Source organism: Candidatus Pelagibacter sp. HIMB1709, assembly GCF_052047635.1.
Classification (GTDB): Bacteria; Pseudomonadota; Alphaproteobacteria; order Pelagibacterales; family Pelagibacteraceae; genus Pelagibacter.
Genome location: NZ_JBNAJW010000002.1, coordinates 226,769 through 240,559, shown reverse-complemented (window position 1 = coordinate 240,559; position 13,791 = coordinate 226,769). Strand labels below are relative to the sequence as shown.

The 13,791-nt window shown below is 29.0% G+C and carries 17 protein-coding genes; 11 read left to right on the top strand and 6 right to left on the bottom strand.

The window, feature by feature from the left end; genetic code table 11:
* The 6 genes from efp to tkt are packed head-to-tail and all read right to left on the bottom strand — an operon-like array spanning nucleotide 1 to nucleotide 6,316.
* The gene (efp, locus tag ACTTAR_RS07415) at nucleotides 1–561 is read right to left on the bottom strand and encodes an elongation factor P (RefSeq protein WP_440681174.1); all 561 of its coding nucleotides are present in this window, start codon (nucleotides 559–561) and stop codon (nucleotides 1–3) included.
* Nucleotides 558–1,172: a thiamine phosphate synthase gene (locus ACTTAR_RS07410; protein WP_440698158.1), complete on the bottom strand. Its 615-nt coding sequence runs from the start codon at nucleotides 1,170–1,172 to the stop codon at nucleotides 558–560. The genes efp and ACTTAR_RS07410 overlap by 4 nt, the downstream gene beginning before the upstream one ends.
* A complete protein-coding gene (locus ACTTAR_RS07405; RefSeq protein WP_440698157.1) occupies nucleotides 1,159–2,169 on the bottom strand; it encodes a class I fructose-bisphosphate aldolase in 1,011 nt (336 codons plus the stop codon). Before ACTTAR_RS07405 ends, ACTTAR_RS07410 begins: the two co-directional genes overlap by 14 nt.
* A 1-nt stretch (nucleotide 2,170) precedes the next feature.
* Complete coding sequence (locus ACTTAR_RS07400) at nucleotides 2,171–3,346, bottom strand: phosphoglycerate kinase (RefSeq protein ID WP_440698156.1); 1,176 nt, start codon at nucleotides 3,344–3,346, stop codon at nucleotides 2,171–2,173.
* Complete coding sequence (gap, locus tag ACTTAR_RS07395; protein ID WP_440698155.1) at nucleotides 3,346–4,353, bottom strand: type I glyceraldehyde-3-phosphate dehydrogenase; 1,008 nt, start codon at nucleotides 4,351–4,353, stop codon at nucleotides 3,346–3,348. The genes ACTTAR_RS07400 and gap overlap by 1 nt, the downstream gene beginning before the upstream one ends.
* Before the next feature lie 10 nt (nucleotides 4,354–4,363).
* Nucleotides 4,364–6,316, bottom strand: coding sequence for a transketolase (tkt, locus tag ACTTAR_RS07390; protein WP_440698154.1), 1,953 nt, complete (start codon nucleotides 6,314–6,316; stop codon nucleotides 4,364–4,366).
* Between the two features lie 53 nt (nucleotides 6,317–6,369).
* Here tkt and ACTTAR_RS07385 point away from each other — a divergent pair, with 53 nt between their 5' ends.
* The 11 genes from ACTTAR_RS07385 to pal all read left to right on the top strand — a co-directional run bounded on the left by ACTTAR_RS07385 (nucleotide 6,370) and on the right by pal (nucleotide 13,759).
* Nucleotides 6,370–6,693, top strand: a complete 324-nt coding sequence (locus ACTTAR_RS07385) for a 5-formyltetrahydrofolate cyclo-ligase (protein WP_440681168.1) — start codon at nucleotides 6,370–6,372, stop codon at nucleotides 6,691–6,693.
* Entirely contained in the window at nucleotides 6,681–7,127 is a 447-nt protein-coding gene (locus tag ACTTAR_RS07380; protein ID WP_440698153.1) for a cell division protein ZapA, read from the top strand. The genes ACTTAR_RS07385 and ACTTAR_RS07380 overlap by 13 nt, the downstream gene beginning before the upstream one ends.
* 4 nt (nucleotides 7,128–7,131) lie before the next feature.
* The gene (locus ACTTAR_RS07375; protein ID WP_440681166.1) at nucleotides 7,132–7,677 is read left to right on the top strand and encodes a 5-formyltetrahydrofolate cyclo-ligase; all 546 of its coding nucleotides are present in this window, start codon (nucleotides 7,132–7,134) and stop codon (nucleotides 7,675–7,677) included.
* Nucleotides 7,674–8,477 (top strand): TIGR00282 family metallophosphoesterase, encoded by an 804-nt coding sequence (locus tag ACTTAR_RS07370; RefSeq protein ID WP_440698152.1) that lies wholly within the window; start codon nucleotides 7,674–7,676, stop codon nucleotides 8,475–8,477. The genes ACTTAR_RS07375 and ACTTAR_RS07370 overlap by 4 nt, the downstream gene beginning before the upstream one ends.
* A gap of 6 nt (nucleotides 8,478–8,483) precedes the next feature.
* Nucleotides 8,484–9,206 carry a YebC/PmpR family DNA-binding transcriptional regulator gene (locus ACTTAR_RS07365; protein WP_440681164.1) on the top strand — a complete coding sequence of 241 codons (723 nt, stop codon included), beginning with the start codon at nucleotides 8,484–8,486 and terminating at the stop codon, nucleotides 9,204–9,206.
* A complete protein-coding gene (locus tag ACTTAR_RS07360; protein WP_440698151.1) occupies nucleotides 9,206–9,694 on the top strand; it encodes a crossover junction endodeoxyribonuclease in 489 nt (162 codons plus the stop codon). Before ACTTAR_RS07365 ends, ACTTAR_RS07360 begins: the two co-directional genes overlap by 1 nt.
* A 70-nt stretch (nucleotides 9,695–9,764) precedes the next feature.
* Nucleotides 9,765–10,439: a protein TolQ gene (gene tolQ / locus ACTTAR_RS07355; RefSeq protein WP_440681162.1), complete on the top strand. Its 675-nt coding sequence runs from the start codon at nucleotides 9,765–9,767 to the stop codon at nucleotides 10,437–10,439.
* The gene (gene tolR / locus ACTTAR_RS07350; protein ID WP_440681161.1) at nucleotides 10,440–10,856 is read left to right on the top strand and encodes a protein TolR; all 417 of its coding nucleotides are present in this window, start codon (nucleotides 10,440–10,442) and stop codon (nucleotides 10,854–10,856) included. It begins immediately after the preceding gene.
* A gap of 5 nt (nucleotides 10,857–10,861) precedes the next feature.
* Nucleotides 10,862–11,728, top strand: coding sequence for an energy transducer TonB (locus ACTTAR_RS07345; RefSeq protein ID WP_440681160.1), 867 nt, complete (start codon nucleotides 10,862–10,864; stop codon nucleotides 11,726–11,728).
* Nucleotides 11,729–11,742: 14 nt separating this feature from the next.
* Entirely contained in the window at nucleotides 11,743–13,080 is a 1,338-nt protein-coding gene (gene tolB, locus ACTTAR_RS07340) for a Tol-Pal system beta propeller repeat protein TolB (protein ID WP_440681159.1), read from the top strand.
* A gap of 118 nt (nucleotides 13,081–13,198) precedes the next feature.
* Nucleotides 13,199–13,759, top strand: coding sequence for a peptidoglycan-associated lipoprotein Pal (pal, locus tag ACTTAR_RS07335; protein ID WP_440698150.1), 561 nt, complete (start codon nucleotides 13,199–13,201; stop codon nucleotides 13,757–13,759).
* The last annotated feature ends 32 nt before the right edge of the window (nucleotides 13,760–13,791 follow it).

The following is a 13,791-nucleotide window of genomic DNA, read 5'->3' as shown; positions in this document are numbered from 1 at the left end:
TTAGATTTTTTTAACGTACTCTAAATTTCTTGTATCTACTATTACCTCGTCTCCAGCCTCAATGAAGGGAGGTACTTGAATGCTCAATCCATTATCAAGTGTTGCTGGCTTATAAGAAGAAGATACTGTTTGACCCTTAAGAGCAGCATCAGTTGTTTCTATTTTACATTGTACTTGATTAGGTAATTCAATTGAAATTGGATTTTCATTATAAAAACTAACAGAGACTTCAAGATTTTCTGTTAACAATTTTCCTTGATCTCCTACTATTTCTTTTTTAATTTCTATTTGTTCAAAAGTTTTTGGTTCCATAAAAAAATAATTACTTTCATCTTCATATAAATAATTAAATTTTGTTTCTTCTAATGATGCTTTTTCAACTGTTTCACTCGATCTAAATCTTTCATTGAGTTTAGTATTTTTACCAACACTTTTCATTTCAACTTGTGCAAATGCACCTCCTTTACCAGGTTTGACGTGTTGAGTTTTTAATACTTGCCATAAATCATTTTTATATTCTAAAAGCATTCCAACTCTTATTTCACTTGCATTTATTTTCATTTTAAACTTTCTATTGCTTTTATAGGTTTGTATTCTTTATTATTCCAAATGTAGCCTGAGATAGCTAAAAAATCTGCGTTATTCAATAAAAGTTTTTTATAATTATTTGAATTTATTCCACCAATGGCAACTATTGGAATATTTGTTAATTGTTTTGCTTTGTTTAATGTTTTTATATTTGATTTAAAAAGTGGTTTTTTTGTTTTGGAGGCAAAAAATGCCCCAAATGCAATATAACTAGCATTATTTTTAATTGCTGATTTTGCTAGTTTTATTGAATTATGGCAAGTTATTCCAATAATTTTATTACCAATAATTTTTCTTGCTTCTTTAATGTTTATATCTTTTTGACCTAAATGACATCCATCTGCATTTAAATTTTTTGCAAGGATAGGATCATCATTAACAATAAATTTTACACTATTTATTTTACATATTTTTTTAATTTTCTTTCCAATTAATAATTTTTTTTTGTAAGAATATTTTTTCAATCTCATTTGAAAAAAACTTATCTTATTTGTTTTAAATACTTGTTTAAGATCCTGGTAAAAATTTGAATAAATTTTATTTGGAGAGATGAGATAAATAAATTTTTTTTTATTTATTCTCAAGTTCGCTTGTCCATTTTCCTTGTGCAGCTAATGTGCACATTCTAGCTCTATGGTTGAAAACATTTTGAGTTCCAATAATATTTTTTGTATCTGTTGACCAAAATTTAAGTGCACTTTGCTGTAAGGCTCTTCCATAAGAATAGGTCATGATAAAATTAGTATAATTTTTTTTGTTAATTAAATTTAAATTTTCAGTTGCCTCTATTTCTGACTGACCCCCTGATAAAAAAGCAATACCCGGAACTTCAGACGGCACTGAATTTTTAAGACACTCAAGTGTTTTTTCTGCAACTTCTTCATTTGAAATTTTATTTTTTGAATTATTACCTGCTAAAATCATATTAGGTTTTAAAATAATTCCTGATAAATCAATTTCATGTAAGATTAATTCCTCAAAACACTTTTTGATAACCTCAGAAGTTTTATTTAGACAGTCTTCAGCAGAATGATCTCCATCCATTAAAACTTCTGGTTCAACTATTGGAACCATCTCACATTCTTGAACTAAGGCTGAATATCTTGCAAGTGCATGTGCGTTAGAATGAATTGCAAGTTTACTTGGGTATTTTTCGCTTATAGAATAAACACCTCTCCATTTTGTAAATCTTGCACCAAGTTCATAATATTTTTTCAATCTTTCTCTTAGCCCATCGAGGCCTTCTGTAATTTTTTCTTTAGGTGAGTTTGCTAAATTTTTTGCACCTGTATCCACTTTAATTCCAGGAACAGCACCAGTGCTTGAAATTACATCTGGTATAGATTTACCTGTACTTGTTATTTGATTAATAGTTTCATCAAATAAAATCACACCACCTATACAATCATTCATGCTTTCAGAACTTAAAAGTGTTTCTCTAAATGCTAGTCTATTTTCTGGGGTTGACTGAACATTAACTGCTTCAAGTCTTTTAGTCATGGTGCCATTACTTTCATCAGCCGCAAGTATTCCTTTACCATTAGCGAGTATTTTAAGGGCTATTTTGTTAAGTTCAGACATATTAATTAAGAGCTTTTATACCAGGAAGCTCTTTCCCTTCAAGATATTCTAAGAAAGCTCCACCAGCAGTTGAAACAAAATTAAAATTTTCAACAGCATTTAAACTATTCAGTAATGATACAGTATCACCACCACCAGCAACTGAATAAATTTTATTTTCTTTATTATTTTCAATTATTTTTTTTGCAATTTCAATACTGCCATTTGCAAAATCAGGATTTTCAAAATATCCAGCGGGCCCATTCCACAATATTGTTTTAGTAATATCTATAATTTCAGAAATTTTTTTAATTGTTTTTGGTCCTATGTCTAAAATCATTTCATCTGAATTAATTTCACTTAATTCTTTTATTTTAGGTAGGCCATTTAAATTATTGGAAACAACAACATCTTCAGGGTAAATAATTTTACAATTTTCTTTTTTTGAAAGCGAAATTATTTCATTTACAATTGAATTCACATTTTCTTCTTTAATCGATTTTCCAATATTATTTCCCTGATAATCAATAATGTTATTAGCCATACCTCCAACAATTATAATATTATCAAACTTTGATATTAAATTTTTAATAACATTAATTTTTGTTGAAATCTTAGATCCTCCAATAATGCATGTAACAGGTTTTGTAATATTAGAAGTAATTTTTTTTAAAGCCTCAATTTCTAAATCTAATTGTAAACCTGAAAATGAAGGTAAAAATTTTGAAATTTCACAAACTGAAGCATGAGCCCTATGAGAGCATGAGAAAGCATCATTGACATAAATATCACCTAGACTTGCTAAATGTTCTGCAAATTTTTCATCATTATTTTCTTCTTCTGGATAATATCTTATATTTTCTAGAAGTAGAATTTTTTCATTAAAACCTTCAATAAAATTTTTATCAATTTTATAAATATTATCTTTTATTAATTTTACTTTTTCATTTAATTTTTTTTCTAATTCTTCTCCAATTGGCTTTAATGAAAGCTCCTCTATAATTTTGCCTTTAGGTCTTCCTACATGTGATAAAATAATTATTTTAGAATTTTGTTCTAATAAAAATTTAATAGTCTGAACGATTTTATCTATTCTTGTAGTATCTGTAATTATTCCATCAATTAACGGAACGTTTAAGTCCAATCTTAAAATTATTTTTTTATTTTCAAGATTGTGCTGCCCTAAAATACTTCTCATTAAGAGTTTTGATCTATATATTCAGCGATATCACACATACGATTAGAAAAACCCCATTCGTTGTCATACCAAGCAGAAATTTTTCCCATATTATTTCCCACAACATTTGTTAATGAACTATCAACAATTGCTGAGGCAGAATGATGATTAAAATCAATAGACACTAATTTTTCTCGAGTAAATTCTAATATATTTTTGAGTTTATTTTTTGAAGCTAATTCAAATGAATTATTTATTTTTTCAATATCAATATTTTTTTTGGTACAAAAAACTAATTCTACAAGAGAAACATTTGGTGTTGGAACTCTCATAGCTACACCCTCTAATTTCCCTTTTAAACTTGGGATTATCTCACCAATTGCTTTGGATGCCCCAGTTGATGTTGGCACAATAGATTGGCTAGCTGCTCTTGCTCTTCGAGGATCTTTATGAGAATTATCTAAAATTCTTTGGTCACTGGTAAAAGCATGAATTGTAGTCATAAAACCTTTTTCTATCTCAAAGTTTTCATTTAATACATGAACTACTGGTGCTAAACAATTTGTAGTACATGAAGCTGCTGAAATTATGAGATCATCTTTAGACATATTTTTTTCATTTACCCCAAAGACAATTGTTTTGTCTGCATTTTTACATGGAGCTGATACAATCACTTTCTTAGCTCCATTATTTATGTGAGCTATAAGTTTTTCTTTAGAATTAAATTTTCCTGTGCATTCAAAAACATAATCAACATCAAATTTTTTCCAATTAATGTTTTCAATATTAGATTCTTGAGAAAATGAAATTTTATCTTTGTTTATAATTAAGTGATTTTCATCAAATCCTACATCTGCATTAAATTTTCCGTGAATAGAGTCGTATTTAATTAGTGTGCATGTAGCCTCTGAATTTGATCTGTTATTGATATGTTTAATTTGTAAATTTTTGTTTTGACTTTCAATTATTGATCTAACTACCATTCGACCAATTCTACCCATTCCATTTATTCCAATTTTTATAGTCACAGAATTATTTCTATATTAATTTTTTTGTTTCTTTTGTTATATTTTCTTTTGTTAGTCCAAAGTAATTATAAATTACTTTGTAAGGTGCACTTTTACCAAATTCGTTAATTCCAAAAATTTTTCCACTTTCGCCAATGTATTTCTTCCAACAATCACTCGAACCAGCTTCTATTGATATTTTATATTTTGTCTCATTTACAATTTTCTTTTTATAAGAATTTGATTGTTGATCAAAAAGTTCCATACATGGCACTGATACAACTTTACTATAGATTTTTTCTTTGGCTAATTTATGACTTATTTCGATTGCAAGATTAACTTCTGAGCCACTAGCAAAAATAGTTAATTTAATTTTTTTATTAGTTCTAAGAATTTCATAAGCTCCAAGTGAACATTTATTTTTTGGTGAATATTTTTTTCTAATTGGATTTAAATTTTGTCTGGTTAAAGATAAAATACTTGGAGTTTTTGGACTTTTTAAGGCATGTTCCCAGCATTCAATTGTTTCAACTCTGTCAGCTGGTCTAAAAACATTCAAATTTGGTATTGATCGTAAGCCTGATAATTGTTCTATTGGTTGATGTGTTGGACCATCTTCTCCAAGACCAATGGAGTCATGGGTCATAACGTAAATTACCCTTTGCTGCATTAAAGCTGACAATCTAATTGAAGGTTTGCAATAATCAGAAAATATTAAAAAAGTTCCACCGTAAGGAATAAAATTACTATGTAGTGCAATTCCATTCATTATCCCACTCATTGCGTGTTCTCTAACACCATAGTGTATGTAATTTCCATCAAATTTTCCTGGTTCAATAATCTTATGTTTTTTTGTTTTAGTATTATTAGATCCAGCTAAATCTGCAGATCCTCCAATAAGACAATTATTTTTATTAGTTAATGCATTTAAAGTTAGTTCAGAGGATTTCCTTGTTGCCAAGCTCTTAAGTTCTTTTAAAGCATTTTTCTTTTCTGCATCAAGAATGTTTTTAAAGTTATTTTTTGCAACTTGGTTGAATTTTTTTTTATTTTTTTTAAATAATTTATTCCACTTTTTCTCAATAAATTGACCTTTGTCTCCAATTTTTCTCCATTCTTTCAATAATTTATTTGGAATTTCAAAAGGTTTATAATTCCAATTTAAAACTTTTCTGACTAGCTTAATTTCCTCTAGTCCTAACGGACTGCCATGCGAAGATGATTTACCAGATTTATTTGGCGAACCATATCCTATTTTTGTTTTGCAAGAAATAACAGTTGGTCTTTTTGCATTTTGAACTTTTTTTAAAGCTCTATTGATTTGTTTTTCATTATGACCATCTATTAAAATATAATCCCAACCATAGCTTTCAAATCTTTTTTTAAAATTATCTGATACCGCAAGACTAGTTGGACCATCAATTGAAATTTTATTATTATCAAATAGCATTACTAAATTTTTAAGTTTTAAATGACCAGCCAAACTCATTGCCTCATGACTAATTCCTTCCATCAAACAACCATCACCAGCTAAAACATAAGTTTTATGATTAATTAAGTTTTCCCCTAATTTTTTTTTTAAAATTTCTTCAGCGATTGCAAAACCAACAGCATTAGCTATTCCTTGTCCAAGAGGGCCCGTGGTAGTTTCAATGCCAGTTTTTGGATGATATTCTGGGTGACCCGCACAAACAGAATTAAGTTGTCTAAACTTTTTTATGCTATTAATTGAAACGCTTTTATATCCTGTTAGATGCAGTAGAGAATATAACAACATCGAACCATGCCCAGCTGAAAGAACAAATCTATCTCTATTTAACCAATCTGGATTTTTTGGATTAAATTTTAAATAATCTTTAAACAATACTGTTGCAACATCAGCCATACCCATTGGCATCCCCGGATGTCCAGAATTTGCTTTTTGAATAGCATCGATTGATAAAAATCTAATGCAATTAGCTAATTGATTGTGTAGTTTACTCAAAATTATCCTGACTAGACTAAGAAGATTCTATTTTATAATATAAACATATATATATGAATTCTATAAACGAAAAAGAAAAAAAATTAAATATAGCTTTGGAGGAATTAAAAAATTTGGATCTTAGCAATCCTGATTTACAAAAAAATATTGAGAATTTAAATTTGCAAAAAAATCAATTAGAAATTGAAAAAAATGAACTTGAAAATAAATACAAAAATTTATTAGAAGAACATGAAAATTTGTCAAAAAAACTTAAAGAAATAAAAGATAAAGAGAAACTAGAGCAAAGAAAGCAAATAGAATTTTCTGAAAAAATAGATGAATTAAATCAAGAAACAGATACTTTATTAGAGGAAATTGATAAATGGCAAATGTAAAAGTTAAATTTAACAACAAAGAGTTTTTATTATCCTGTGATGATGGACAGGAAGAGCATTTAGAAGAATTATTATTTCATATTAATCAAAAATTTAACCAGCTTAAAGATGATCTTGGAAATCTAGGGGAAAATAAGCTTCTTTTAATTACCGCAGTTAAAATTATGGATGAATATTACGAAACAAAAAAAAAAGTAGATCAAAAAAAGAAGGAACTTTACGATTTGACTAATAAATTTAAGGAGCTGAAATCATTAATTTATGAATATAAAGATCAGAAAGATTCAGAGATTAAAGAATTAAATTTAAATCATAAAAATTTCAAAAACGAAATTGAAGAAAATCAAAAAAAATATGAGCAGTTGATTGATGAAGCTGCTGATGAAATTTCAAATTTTGTAAAAAAAGCAAAATTAGAAAATATTTCTCAATAATTTAGTGACAAAATCAAAGTTAAGAAGAAAAATTTTAAAAATTAGAAAAAAGAATTATAACGAAAATTTAAAAATTATTCCTTCGATAATTAATTTATTTTTTAAAAATAAAGGTTTTAAATTTAACAGTATAGGTGGTTATTATCCTTGTAATTTTGAAATTGATGATTCTGACATTTTGAGTTTCTTTGAAAAAAAAAACATTAGAATTTCATTACCTGTTATAAAAAAAAATAATCAAATGAATTTTTTTGAGCATTCAATGAGTGATCCTTTTAGTATAAATAAATATGGAATATCTGAACCTTCATCTTCAAAAAAAGTTTATCCAGATATAATATTTATTCCTTTAGTAGCATTTGACAGAAATCTTAATAGATTGGGTTATGGCGGAGGATTTTATGACCGTTATTTAGAAAAAATTACAAAGATTAAAAAAACAGTGAATATTGGTTTGGCTTTTTCACATCAAAGAGTAAAAAAAATTCCCATATCTAAATTTGATAAGAAATTAGATTATATTATAACAGAAAAAGAAATATTTGAATGAGAGTATTATTTTTAGGTGATGTTGTAGGAGTAACAGGTTGCTCAAAACTTGTTAGTAATTTGATGAGTGAAAAAAAATTAAAAGACATAGATTTTGTGATTGCCAATGGAGAAAATGCTGCTGCTCATGGAGTTGGTTTAACAAAAGAAATATGTGAAGATTTTTTTGCATGTGGAGTAGATGTTATTACAACGGGAAACCATGTTTGGGATCAAAAAGATATAATGAAATATATTGATACTGAAGAGAGATTATTAAGACCAAAAAATTTATTTGAGCCAGCACCAGGTAAAGGATTTCATGTATATCACTCAAAAGATAACGTAAAAGTTGGAGTTTTGAATTTAATGGGAAACGTTTTTATGAAAAAATGTGAAGATGTATTTGAAATTTCTCAAAAATTTTTAGAAAAAAATAAGTTAAAACATGACTATGATTTATTGATAATTGATTTTCATGGAGAAATAACAAGTGAGAAGAATGCTATTGGTCACTTTTTTGATGGTCACGCAACTTTAGTGGTAGGTACACATACACATATACCTACAAATGATGCTAGAATTTTAAAAGGTGGTACTGCCTATCAAACTGATGCAGGTATGTGTGGAGATTATGACTCTGTTATTGGAATGAACAAAGAAAATTCACTTAATAGATTTTTAAAAAAAAATTCAGTAAAACATTTTCCTGCAACAGGTGATGCTACTTTATCTGGAGTTATTGTAGATTGTGATATAAATACTGGTTTAGCAAATAATGTACAAAGTTATATATTTGGAAACCAATTAAAAAATTTTTAATTTATTATGGCTGGACACTCTCATTGGGCTGGAATTAAACATAAAAAAGGAAAGGCTGATAAACAAAGGTCTAAAATATTTTCAAAATTATCAAAAGAGATTACAGTTGCCGCAAAACTTGGTGATAAAGATCCAGCAATGAACCCAAGATTAAGATCAGCTGTCCAGGCCGCTAGATCAGCAAATATGCCAAAAGATAATATTGAAAGAGCAATTGATAAATCATCTGCTGCAACAGGTTCAAATTTTGAAAGCTTAAGATACGAAGGTTTTGGACCAGAAAAAGTTGCAGTTATTGTTGAAACTTTGACTGATAATAAAAATAGAACAGCATCTAACATTAGAACCATGTTTCAAAAAGCTGGAGGTAGTTTAGGTACCCAAGGATCTGCTTCTCATAACTTTAAACAGTTAGGTGTTATTAAAATTGAAAAAAAAGAAATTAGTAATGATGATATCTTAGATCTAGCAATAAGTGCAGGTGCACAAGATTGTTTATCGAAAGAAGATCATCATGAAATACATACAGAGATAAATGAAATTTATGAAGTTAAGAAAAAATTAGAAGAAAATATAAGCAACTTTATTTCCACTAATATAGAGTGGGTGCCATTAAATACTTTAGATTTATCTTCGGATGGCAAAGAAAATATGATTAAGTTTTTAGAACAGCTAGATGAAGATGATGATGTTCAAAATATATTTACAAACTCAAAAATGATTTATTAATGACTATAGTTGGCATAGATCCTGGTGTAAGCGGAGCAATTTGTGTATTAAGAGATGGTAAAATTACAATGATCTGTGATATGCCGATCATGATTGATGGTACTAAATCAAAAAGACAAATTAATGCAGCTGAACTTGCTAATATTTTAATTAACCAAAAATTAAATTTTGAGGATAAGGTAATTTTAGAGAGTGTGAGTGCTATGCCCGGTCAAGGAGTAACAGGAATGTTTAGTTTTGGTCAATCTTTTGGAGTAATTAAAGGAGTTTGTGCTGCTTTAAAGTTATCTTTACATTTAGTGAGGCCTGTTAAATGGAAAAAACATTTTAACTTATTAAATTCTGAGAAGGATGCTAGTAGAACTAAGGTAATTGAAATGTATCCATATATTGCTTCTGAAGTCTCTAAAAAAAAAGATTCTAATAAGGCAGATGCAATTTTGATAGCAAAATATTTTTATGAAAACTTACCAAAAATAGGTCTCTAATTAAATTTTTGATTATATAATTACTAAATAAGAGTCAAAATAAAGACACATTTCAGTGTGATTAGTAATTATGGAAGCAGATATCGCGTCAAAAGCAGTCGAGTTAGGAACTAACACAGACTTCTCCTTATTTAGTTTATTTTTTAGAGCAGACATAATTGTAAAATCTGTAATGATAATTTTAATACTTTGTTCAGTTTATTCCTGGGCGATTATTTTTGATAAATACAGGTTATTTAAAAGAATTAACAAATCGTCCGAGGAGTTTGAGGAGAAATTTTGGAATTCTAAGTCTGCAGAAACTTTTTACAATAGCTTACCTAGTAAACTTGACGATCCTATGTCTCTAGTATTTCAAAGTGCAATGGAAGGTTTATTGAAAAAGAAATCAAGAAATAATCTGAGCGAGAGAATGAGTGCATCTTTAGAGGCTGGAATGGAAAAAGAAATGACAAAAATTGAAAAAGGTTTTACCTTTTTAGCAACGGTTGGTTCAACAGCGCCATTTATTGGATTATTCGGAACAGTTTGGGGAATCATGAATTCTTTTCAATCGATTGCAATTTCTAGAAATACAAGTTTAGCGATTGTAGCACCTGGTATCGCCGAGGCTTTATTTGCTACTGCCTTAGGACTTTTAGCTGCAATCCCGGCAGTAGTTGCTTACAATAAATTTAATAATGACTCAAAAAAATATTCTGAAAAGTTAGAGAATTTTTCCAAAAGATTTTTAACAATTATTTAAATGGCTTTTAAGTTAAATCGCTCTTCAAAAGAACCAATGAGTGAAATCAATGTCACACCCTTTGTGGATGTTATGTTGGTATTGTTAATAATATTTATGGTAACAGCTCCTTTATTGACAGTAGGTGTGCAAGTTGATTTACCCGAAAGTTCTGCAGATTCATTGCCAGAAGAAACAGAACCTTTAACCTTATCAATTAATGCAAAAGGAGAAATATTTATTCAAGAGTCCAAAGTTGAATATGATAATATTATTGCAAAAGTTTTAGCAGTTTCAAAAAATAGAACTGATACTAGAATATATGTTAGAGGTGATAAAACTATTAATTATGGTAGAGTTCTTGAAATCATGGGACTTCTGTCAGGATCAGGTTTTACTAAAGTAGCATTAATTTCAGAACCTTATAAGCAAAGGTAGTAAGTGTGAATGGAAGTATAATAGTTTCCTCAATTCTACATGCTGCATTAATTTTAGTAACAGCCTTAAGTTTGCCATTCTTAGCTAAAAAACCACTTGATATTCCTCCCATAGTATCTGTTGAACTAATTCAGATAGCTGAAAAGACAAATATTCCTTATGCACCAAAGGCAAAAAAAACTTTAGAAAAAGTAAAAGAGAAAGAAAAAAAATTAGTTTCAGAACAAGCTCCTCCAAAAAAAGTAAAAAAAAACAAAACTAAAACTGTAGTTTCTTCTGAAAAAACTAAAAAAAAAATTGAAAAACAAAATCCAGAAGCTGTTCCTTTACCAAAAAAAAATTTAAAAAAAATTGAAACAAAAGAAGAGAAAAAACAGAACCCTGACAAAGTAGATACTAAAGTTAAACAAGTATCTGAATTTGAAAAAAAAGATTTATTTGATCCAAATAATATTGCAGCTTTGATTGATAAGTCAAAAGAGGAGGCTGCTGAGACAATTAAAAAAAATAATGATGATATTACTCAAGATAAAGTAAAAAATATTGAAAGCACCGGCCTCACCTTAAGTGAAGAGGATGCTCTTAAAGCTCAAATTTTTGGTTGTTGGAGTATACCATTGGGTTTACCATACAATGAAAATTTATTGGTAAGAATTAAATTGGAATTAAAACCAGATGGATCAGTTACTAAAACAGAAATTTTAGATCATGCAAGAATGAACAAGCCTGGACAAGGATTTTATAAGGTTTTGGCTGAAAGTGCATTGAGAGCAGTAAAATTATGTCAACCTTTGAGAGTCCCTAGCACTGGCTATGAAAGGTGGAAAGAGTTACAATTAAATTTTGATGCAAGAGAAATGTTAGAAGGCTAATATAAACGAGATATATGATAAGAATATTCTTTTTAATTTTAATTTTTATTCCCTTAAAATCTTTTGCTCTAATTGAAGTTGATATTACTAGAGGAAACTTAAACCCTCTACCATTAGCAATATCACCTCTATCTATAAATGAACAATCAAGATTAAGCTTTGAAAAAGTTCTTGAAAAAGAAAATATTGGAGAGGAAATTTCACTAATAGTTGAAAATAATTTAAGAACCTCAGGTTTGTTTAATCCATTAAATAAAGATGCTTTCTTGCAAGCTCCAGACATAGCTCATTTAAAGCCTAGATTTGAGGATTGGAATCTAATTAAAGCCCAAGCACTTGTTACCGGGAAAGTAAGTTTTGAAAATGATAAGTTGAGAGTTGAGTTTAGATTATGGGACGTACTTGCTGCTAAAGAAATGATGGCTTTAGCATTTACAACTGTTCCAACAAATTGGAGAAGAGTAGGTCATATTATTTCAGATAAAATTTATGAGCGATTGACTGGTGAGAAAGGATATTTTGATACCAGAATAATTTATGTAGCAGAAGAGGGCCCAAAGACTCAAAGAATAAAAAAATTAGCAATCATGGATCAAGATGGATTCAATAATAAATTTTTAACATTAGGAAACGAATTGGTTTTAACTCCAAGATTTAATCCAACGAGTCAAATGGTGACATATTTATCTTATTTTAGAAATCTTCCGAGAGTATATTTATTAGATATTGAAACTGGAACCCAAGAAGTAGTTGGAGATTTTCCTGGCATGACTTTTGCACCTAGATTTTCTCCTGATGGAAAAAAAATTATTATGAGTTTTGCGAACGATGGTAAGTCAGATATTTATACAATGGATTTAGAAAATAGAATAGTAGAGAGGATTACCAATCATCCCTCAATTGATACTTCACCATCCTATTCCCCTGATGGAAAATATATTACATTCAACTCAGATCGAAGTGGATATCAGCAAATTTATATTATGAAAAGTGATGGCAGTGACGTCAAACGAATTTCTTTTGGAAATGGCTTGTATGGTACACCTGTATGGTCACCAAGAGGAGACTTAATTGCATTTACAAAATTACACAAAGGCAAGTTTTATATAGGAGTTATGAGAACTGATGGAAGTGGTGAAAGATTATTAACAGAAAACTATTATCAAGAGGCACCGTCTTGGTCACCTAATGGAAGAGTTCTAATATTTTATAGAGAAACTAAAACAGATTCGAAAGGTGAGGGTTTTACCGCAAAATTATGGTCAATTGATTTAACGGGCTACAATGAACGACAAATAATTACGCCCACAGATGCCTCTGACCCATCATGGTCATCTTTATTAAGCAATTAATAAAAATTAAAGGTATACCTCTAATTGAATAATACTAAATTTCTTGATTTTTATACTTGAAACATCTATTTAGTTGTGAAAAAGTGTAAAATTGAATTTAGCAGCAAGGAGCAATTTAATGAATTTAAGCAAAATTTTTAAAAATACATTATTGGTATTAACGGCATGCCTAGTTTTATCTGCGTGTGCAACAAAAAAAGAAGTAGCAATACAAGAGGAGCCTCCTAAAAAAGAAGAGCCTAAGAAAGAAGAGAAAAAAGAGGAGGTAACTAAAATTGAAAAAATTGCGGGACAAATGCAAGGCGATGTATATGTGGGAACAGAATCGGTAAAATATTTGGCTGATGGTGTTCCTGATAGAGTTTTCTTTGCGACAAACGAGTCAATACTTACAACTGCTTCAAGAGAAACATTAAGAGCCCAAGCTGCTTGGTTAAGACAAAATCCTAGCGTTACAGTAGTTGTCGAAGGTCATGCAGATGAAAGAGGAACTAGAGAGTACAACTTAGCTCTTGGTGAGAGAAGAGCAAATGCTGCTAAAGACTACTTAATGACTTACGGTGTATCTTCTGACAGGATAACAGTTTTAAGTTATGGAAAAGAAAGACCAGTAGATTCAGGTTCTAACCCATTAGCATGGTCAAAAAACAGAAGATCAGTAACTGTTAAAGCAAACTAAAATTAAAATTATAAGACCCCAATACTATTAAA

Coding starts and splice junctions, on each gene's coding strand:
- efp (WP_440681174.1), bottom strand. CDS start 561: ATGAAAATAAATGCAAGTGAAATAAGAGTTGGAATGCTTTTAGAATAT.
- ACTTAR_RS07405 (WP_440698157.1), bottom strand. CDS start 2,169: ATGTCTGAACTTAACAAAATAGCCCTTAAAATACTCGCTAATGGTAAA.
- ACTTAR_RS07400 (WP_440698156.1), bottom strand. CDS start 3,346: ATGAGAAGTATTTTAGGGCAGCACAATCTTGAAAATAAAAAAATAATT.
- ACTTAR_RS07385 (WP_440681168.1), top strand. CDS start 6,370: ATGAATTCTATAAACGAAAAAGAAAAAAAATTAAATATAGCTTTGGAG.
- ACTTAR_RS07380 (WP_440698153.1), top strand. CDS start 6,681: ATGGCAAATGTAAAAGTTAAATTTAACAACAAAGAGTTTTTATTATCC.
- ACTTAR_RS07370 (WP_440698152.1), top strand. CDS start 7,674: ATGAGAGTATTATTTTTAGGTGATGTTGTAGGAGTAACAGGTTGCTCA.
- ACTTAR_RS07365 (WP_440681164.1), top strand. CDS start 8,484: ATGGCTGGACACTCTCATTGGGCTGGAATTAAACATAAAAAAGGAAAG.
- ACTTAR_RS07360 (WP_440698151.1), top strand. CDS start 9,206: ATGACTATAGTTGGCATAGATCCTGGTGTAAGCGGAGCAATTTGTGTA.
- tolQ (WP_440681162.1), top strand. CDS start 9,765: ATGGAAGCAGATATCGCGTCAAAAGCAGTCGAGTTAGGAACTAACACA.
- tolR (WP_440681161.1), top strand. CDS start 10,440: ATGGCTTTTAAGTTAAATCGCTCTTCAAAAGAACCAATGAGTGAAATC.
- tolB (WP_440681159.1), top strand. CDS start 11,743: ATGATAAGAATATTCTTTTTAATTTTAATTTTTATTCCCTTAAAATCT.
- pal (WP_440698150.1), top strand. CDS start 13,199: ATGAATTTAAGCAAAATTTTTAAAAATACATTATTGGTATTAACGGCA.